This window comes from Endozoicomonas atrinae (assembly GCF_001647025.1).
In the GTDB taxonomy this organism is placed as follows: Bacteria; Pseudomonadota; Gammaproteobacteria; order Pseudomonadales; family Endozoicomonadaceae; genus Endozoicomonas; species Endozoicomonas atrinae.
Genome location: NZ_LUKQ02000069.1, coordinates 19,908 through 27,086, shown reverse-complemented (window position 1 = coordinate 27,086; position 7,179 = coordinate 19,908). Strand labels below are relative to the sequence as shown.

The following is a 7,179-nucleotide window of genomic DNA, read 5'->3' as shown; positions in this document are numbered from 1 at the left end:
GAAAATCAACATCATTAAAACCTTCGGGTAGCTGTGGTCGACGAGACATCTGTTCTAGATAATGCATGGTAATGATGCCTAAGCATAGTTGGCGGCAGCTTAAGGATTTAGAAAATGCGATTGGTATTACTCATCCCGTAACAAGCTGGTTTTTCATGCCAGGGTCAGAAATGGAGGGTATCAGTTTTTACAATACAGAAACGATAAGTTGATTGACCAAGTAAATTTTAAGCTTTCAAACAGTACCCATGAAAATGGCTCTGACGATCAAATCAATAAACGGTACTTTTCAGAATCCTGCCAGAGAGCAATTATGGATTTCGCTGAAGGCAATCCCACATTAGCAATGGCAATTCAGGATCTGACGACACAAACAGCAGATAATACGCTGTGGCTGTTTTTCGACCTGGTTTACCGCTCTCTATTCAATATCCCCTCTCCATTATCTTCAGTTACACCACAATGTCGGACAGATTTTTATGCCCGGGACGATGGAGGCATCATGGCAAAGCTCACCCTTCAGACATCTGGCTTTGAGACTATGACAGAGAGTGCCCGTATTCAAATCGGTCAGCCGGTCACCATCAGTACACAAATATTGTTAAAACCAGCATCCCCAAATGAAAGAAGTCTTGGTGATATCAGTATTAAAATAGGCGAATTTAAATCCATTAGGTTGGTTTAATCAGGCTTGCTAAAACCATACTGTTAAAAAATACCCATCCAGTTTATTTTTAAAACAATAAAAATAAAATTAAACCGATCATCATTCCTGTTGATAAAAATCAACAAATCATTCAAACAACACTGAAACAATAAACACAGAATCACAACAAATAACAACCAAATTTCTTTCTTGAGTATACCGCCATGAGCCTGAATCTGGATGGGCAGACGATTGTCCTGTTGATTGTTCTTGGGTATTTGCTGGTGTTAATTGGTATTGGTATTTATTCGACCCGAAAAATACAAAGTTCGGAGGACTTTCTGGTCGCGGGTCGGCGTCTTGGGCCGTTTCTGATTGCTGGCACGCTGGCCGCAACGGAAATTGGTGGAGGCTCATCACTGGGTGTTGTTGAAAAAGCTTACGGTGACTGGGGACTGTCATCACTCTGGTATGTCGCCACCATGGGCGTCACCTTTACCATTATTGCCGTCGTTGCGCCCATGCTGCGCAAAGCGATGGTGAAAACCATTCCTGAATTCTTCCGCCGCCGATACGACCGGCATTCTGCGCTATTCACCTCCATTATAATGACCCTGCCATTGATTGGCCTGACTGCCGTACAGTTCATAGCCTCCGGGGTTATCCTGTCCGTGATTATGGGGCTGGATTATCAAACCTCTGTCGCCGTAGTTGCGGTGGTCGTGATTATTTACTCCATTATGGGCGGGTTATGGTCGGTATCGCTGACGGATTTCTTCCAGATGCTGATGATCGTCTTTGGTATGCTGGCGGTGCTCCCCTACTCCCTTGATATGGTCGGTGGCTGGAACATGGTGGTTGATACGCTTCCCGCCAAATCAATGTCCCTGACAGAGGGTATAGGCTGGCCAACCATCCTCAGCCTGATCTTTATTTACACTGCGTCGTTTATTTGCGGTCAGGAAGTCACACAGCGCCTTTATGCCGCCAAAAACGGTAAAACTGCCCTGCTTGGTAGTCTCTTTGCCGGTTTGCTGTTCTTCGCTTTCGCTCTGATACCTGCATCGCTGGGCGTCATTGCCAAAGCCATGGTGGAGCTGGGCATCCTTGACGCTACTGACATTCTTGAAAACGGTGCCCGTTATGTACTGCCAACACTGGCTGTACAGGTAATGCCACCGGTTCTTGTCGGCGTTCTGTTCGCTGGTATCACGTCAGCCACCATGTCATCCGCCTCTTCAGACCTTCTGGGTGCGGGTTCCATTTTTGCCAACGATATCTACAAAATCTACCTGAACCCTAAAGCCAGCCAGAAACAGCTGCTGAATGTTGCCCGCTTTACCATGCTGATCTTTGGTGTCTTTGCCCTGGTGATTGCAGTGATGAACACCTCTGCCATTATCTCCATACTGATGTTCTCTTTCAGTCTGAGAGCCGGTGGGGTACTGGTACCGTATCTGCTGGGTCATTTCTACAAAAAAGGCAGCAAACAGGCCACCTGGGTTTCACTGTTCCTGGGAACACTGGGTATTCTGGCCGTACAGTACGACTGGATAAATTTCTTTGGACTGGACGGTATCTTCCTTGGGCTGTTGATGAGTTTTGTCAGTTATATGGTGATCAGCCATCTTTACCCCGGTAATGGCTTAACCATTGAAAACTGGGGAGAAGAAGCTGTGGAGGAAACCACAGAAGAAGAAAAAGCTATAAACCTGCAACCCAAGCACAGTTAATAAAAACTCTGCTTTTTTAGTTTTTAACTAAACTGGAGAAATTTAATGCGGCATCATCTAAAGTTTAATATTTATATCCTCCTACCCAATCACTCTAAACCTAAACACTCTATACAGCAGGCTCAAAGATGTCCTCTATGAAACATGCAAACACAAATTATAATTTTAAGTCTCTCCCATTATACTCAAACCCCGAAATTGCCATATTTTGTGATTTTGATGAGACTTACCGACCAGTATCATCTATTCACCAAAATCATTCTGGAATTAACAAATTAGAGAATTTTTTAATTGAAAAGTCCGGGGGCATACCATTCATAATAGGCTGGATTTCAGGAAGCAATTTAAATTCTCTTCTAAATAAATCTCGAAATTATCTTTCCCTTCTCCCTAACTTTATCTCTCCAAACCTTGGAACAGAATTATTTTGGAACAATGATGGAAAGCTAAAACCTGACCTAGAATGGGATGAACTAATAAAAGCCAGTGGCTATCAAAAAAGTCAAACAACCAGATTAGCAAAAGAAATAAGAAGAGAAGGTATTGAATTGGAACAGCAAGACAATGACTACCAAGGAAAGAACAAAGCCTGCTTTTACTATTATGGATATTCTAAAAATGAGCACTCCATCAAGATTATTAAGAGCATGGCAAAAAAGAAAGGAATGAAAGCAATGATAACAAAATGCAACCCAGCAGCTGGGGATCCTGAAAATGCCTTCGATGTAGATTTTATACCTAATTGCTGTGGAAAAAAGGAAATAGTAGCTTTTATTCAACATAAATTTACAATCCCTAGAAGCAAAAGCTTCGCATTTGGGGACAGCTGTAATGATATTGATATGCTCCATGCTGTAAGTAATGCCTATCTAGTTGGTAATGCTGATCTAAAAGCCCAACAGTTATTTCCCTCTGTGACAAAAGCTTCTTACTGCCACGGTATTCTGGAAATATTAAAAAAAAGTTCAGTGGTCACTACAAAAAAGGAAGCTTAATAGTCGAAGCTTATTGTCCATTACAGCACCTCGTGTGCCTTAATTATATTTACCTTTCTTACAATTTTTGTCATAACCCCTAACTAAGCTGTCAGTGATTCCACTCTAAATATCAGGCACTCTTGCAACATTGCCAGGCAGGCTTTCCTGTCTGGCAAAAAAGGCCTGACACTATTTCTTATACTGCTGCAATTTCACCACTCATTAAATGCCGCCACTGCCCGGGTGGCAAGTCACTGTCCAGAATCAAATTGCCCACCCGGCTGCGATGCAACCCCACCACCGGATTACGAAAGCGACCAAACATTCGCTTGATCTGGTGGTATTTGCCCTCGACCAGTACAACTTTTGCCTGGTATGGGCTTAAAATTTCCAGAGTCGCAGGCAGTGTGGTGATGCCTTCATAGCCAAAGTACATACCATCACGAAATGCCGGGATATAATCGTCGGAAAGTGGGTTCTGCAGCGTCACCAGATATTCCTTGGCAACATGATGATCAGGTGCCATCAGCGCTTTTGACCAGCGGCTATCATTAGTCAGCAGTACCAGGCCCGAAGTATTCAGATCCAACCGACCCACAATGTGAAGCCCATGTCGTTCTTCTTCGGGTAACAAATCCAGCACTGTTGGATGAATATCATCTTTAGTGGCACTGACCACACCCACGGGTTTGTGCATCATGATGTATCTGGGCTTATCCCCTCTCAGAAGCTGTCCATCAAGGGCAACCTGATGAAACTCATGTAGCTGATAATCCATCTCCCGAACCACATCACCATCTACCGTAATGCGGCTCGCTGATAAAACAAGGCGAACCTGTTTACGGGGGACTTGCAGATGCTTGGCAAGAAACCGATCCAGCCGGGTGCGTTTACTCAAACTTTCTTTCCGCTGTTATTCGAATCACATCCACCACTATATCACTGGCAGCCTGCAACGATTTCACGGGCAGATATTCGTAAATTGAATGGAAATTATGAGCGCCGGTGAAGATATTCGGACAAGGCAGGCCTTTCTGGGAAAGTATGGCACCATCGTAACCGCCCCGCATGGGCACGGCGTTCATGGTGATGCTGTTGCGGGCATAGGCTTCGCGGGCAATTTCAATAGGAAATCCGGCATCGCCTTCCAGACTGTTGGCCACATTCTCATAACGGTCAGACAGTTGAATATTGACCGCCTTTTCTCCCCATAAAGCCTGACAGTTTTCTGCCAGTGTCTGCAGGAACATCATGCGACGACGGTAACCTTCTTTGGTGAAGTCCCGGATATCCATTTTCAACACGGTTCTGGCACTGTTACCGGCAAGCTCTTTAACCCAGTAATACCCTTCACGGTCTTCTGTATATTCCGGCGCTTCACCCGCTGGCAGCATGGCAATAAATTTATGAGCCATCAGCAACGAGTTCTTCAGTTTGCCTTTTGCTGACATGGGATGGGCAGACTGCCCGGTAAAGGTAATAACTGCATCACCGGCATTCCAGTTTTCGTGAACAAAGTCGCCAATACCACAGCAGTCCAATGTATAACCAAAGTCAGCCCCAAAGCCTTCCACATCAAAAGCCTTGGCGCCACGCAGCCCCTGTTCTTCGTCAGGTACAAAGGCGACCTTCACCGTACCGTGTTCAATCTCAGGATTATTTTTCAAGGTCTGCAATGCATCCAGAATAGCCGCGATAGCCGCCTTATCATCAGCCCCCAGCAGGCTGGTGCCATCCGTCACGATAATATCCTGCCCTTGATACCGGGCGATCTCCGGAAACTCTGATGCTTTTAATGCGATATCCAGATCACTGTTCAGACAGATATCACCACCTGAATAGTGAACAATCTGCGCATGGGTATCACCGGTTTGCTCTGCACTGGTGTCCAGATGGCCAAAGAAAGAAACAACGGGTAATTTTCTGTTGGTATTGGCAGGCAGTGTCGCCGTTAGAATGGCATTATCACGCAGTACAATATCTTCCAACCCAAGCGTTTCAAGCTCACTGGCGACTAATTCAGCCAGCTCCATCTGGCCTGGAGATGAAGGCATGATGCCAGCGGCTCCGTTTTCACGGTGAGTGGTGGTATTGATTCGGGTGTAGTTCAGGAAGCGTTCAACAATGTTCATGGATACTTCTGTGCACAGGCTTAACAAAGGCTGCAGGCTATCAGAACCATGCCGGTAAGCAGATGACAACGGTCAACTGATTCATGCCGAATTGGCATTCCACATCAACTTTTGGCATTTCCCCGTGGTGAAGCCTGGATCTATGGTGCTTCCACTACTTCCTCACAATTAAGAACAACACTGTGAATTCACTATCAGCACTATTTCTGAATGCCCATGTCTGGGATGGCCAGCAGTTCATATTCATGCCTCATTTCCGGGTTCACAATGGCATTATCTGCCAAAGCGAAACACCGCAAGCTGACGAGACAACGCTCAACCTGGAAGGCGGCTATATCATTCCCGGTATTACCGATATCCATACCCATGCAGACTTTACCGCCAGTGACTCAAGGGCCCGTGATTACGCACTTGGCCAGGGAGTCACCCGTCAGGTCACGGGCTTGTGTGGCTTCCATCCTGTATACCCGAAATCAACGTCACGTGACGACTATATCCGCTACACGGGGTTTCTCGGTGATACTGCCATGCTCAGCACCTCATGGGAGCATTTTTTCAAGACACTTGACCATACTGGGCCGGTCAAAAAATATCAGCTCTTTGGTATCAACAGTTTTCTCTATAACTACCCGCTCAACAGCGATGATGTGCTGGAAGATAGAATCAATACATGTATTGAGCAATACCAGAGCTATCCTTTCCAGGGTTTCAGTCTCAGCCTGAACTATCATCCAGTAAAAAGCCTTCCTACGGAACGCTTATACCGGTTTATGAACAGCCTGCTTACCAGACTGCCTGTATGCTGTAGCTACCATGTAAGAGATCAGCAAGATCGGATCCTTGAGAGTATTCAGGAAGTCATGAGCTGGCATGAAGGAACAGCTGCACGATGCCATATCAGCCACCTGAAATTCGGAGGAGCCAGCCACAAGGGCCGGTTTCCTGAGCGTTATCACACACTGCTGCAATGGCAGAAAAGCAGTGCGTTTCCATTGAGCTGGGATACATACCCATTTGCGTTTGCCTCCACCACACTGACATCCCTGTTTCCCACCACGGACTTCTGGCAGGAACAGAGCGACGATGATTTCTGCCAGTGGCTGGTAGACAACCCACCACCCAGGCTTGCAGAAACCACCGTCGTTTGTAACCGTGAAGTATTCAATCAGAAGACGCTGGGAACCATTGCCTGCGAACTGGGAGAAAGCCTGGAAAAAGCATTACTGACAATCTGCAGGTCACTCAACGGTGGTGGAACCTATCAACGTGCATTCTGCGAGGAGGAGGATTTGCTCTGGCTGCTGGAACAGCCGGAAACGTTTATTGCCTCTGACAGCTTTGGCCTTGGTCAGGTACACCCAAGATGTACCGAGACTTTCACCTCTGTGCTTTACCAGGCTTGGCATAAAGGTGAGCTGGTACTATGTGAAATGGTACAGCGACTTCAAAAAGGAACTCACACGGTATTTCCGGACATACCGCAGGTCGCACTGGTAGAAGGACAAGCTGCTGAACTATTTTTCTTCACACCAAAGCCCGGTTCAAATAATCAACCCGCTTTTCTGGTACGTGGAACCATCATAGGGAATGAGCTGTATCGCTTTGACTGAGCCCTCCTGACAAGATAAAAATTACTGAATAAACTTTGTAGAATTGTTTCTACAAAGTTTATGATCAGAATCATAACACTG

Annotated in this window: 6 protein-coding genes; 4 read left to right on the top strand and 2 right to left on the bottom strand. The window is 45.9% G+C overall.

Annotation, left to right across the window (positions count from 1 at the left end; all coding sequences use genetic code 11):
* Positions 1-313: 313 nt before the first annotated feature.
* The 3 genes from AK963_RS11815 (at position 314) to AK963_RS11805 (ending at position 3,374) form a co-directional block, all read left to right on the top strand.
* Positions 314-685, top strand: a complete 372-nt coding sequence (locus AK963_RS11815; protein WP_139117369.1) for a hypothetical protein — start codon at positions 314-316, stop codon at positions 683-685.
* A 185-nt stretch (positions 686-870) separates the two neighbouring features.
* Entirely contained in the window at positions 871-2,379 is a 1,509-nt protein-coding gene (locus AK963_RS11810; protein ID WP_066015654.1) for a sodium:solute symporter family protein, read from the top strand.
* 137 nt (positions 2,380-2,516) lie between these two features.
* Positions 2,517-3,374 (top strand): HAD-IIB family hydrolase, encoded by an 858-nt coding sequence (locus AK963_RS11805; protein WP_066015658.1) that lies wholly within the window; start codon positions 2,517-2,519, stop codon positions 3,372-3,374.
* Positions 3,375-3,552: 178 nt separating this feature from the next.
* On the opposite strand, the gene AK963_RS11800 is transcribed toward AK963_RS11805, so the two are convergent.
* Entirely contained in the window at positions 3,553-4,254 is a 702-nt protein-coding gene (locus AK963_RS11800) for a pseudouridine synthase (RefSeq protein ID WP_066015653.1), read from the bottom strand.
* A complete protein-coding gene (pepT, locus tag AK963_RS11795) occupies positions 4,247-5,488 on the bottom strand; it encodes a peptidase T (protein WP_066015652.1) in 1,242 nt (413 codons plus the stop codon). Before pepT ends, AK963_RS11800 begins: the two co-directional genes overlap by 8 nt.
* Positions 5,489-5,670: 182 nt before the next feature.
* Between pepT and AK963_RS11790 the strand changes: the two genes are divergently transcribed.
* On the top strand, positions 5,671-7,098 hold the full coding sequence (locus AK963_RS11790) for a hypothetical protein (protein WP_066015651.1): 1,428 nt from the start codon (positions 5,671-5,673) through the stop codon (positions 7,096-7,098).
* The last annotated feature ends 81 nt before the right edge of the window (positions 7,099-7,179 follow it).

What these genes read in the sequence shown, in the direction of transcription:
- AK963_RS11815 (WP_139117369.1), top strand. Translation starts at nt 314, where the DNA reads ATGGATTTCGCTGAAGGCAATCCCACATTAGCAATGGCAATTCAGGAT.
- AK963_RS11810 (WP_066015654.1), top strand. Translation starts at nt 871, where the DNA reads ATGAGCCTGAATCTGGATGGGCAGACGATTGTCCTGTTGATTGTTCTT.
- AK963_RS11805 (WP_066015658.1), top strand. Translation starts at nt 2,517, where the DNA reads ATGAAACATGCAAACACAAATTATAATTTTAAGTCTCTCCCATTATAC.
- pepT (WP_066015652.1), bottom strand. Translation starts at nt 5,488, where the DNA reads ATGAACATTGTTGAACGCTTCCTGAACTACACCCGAATCAATACCACC.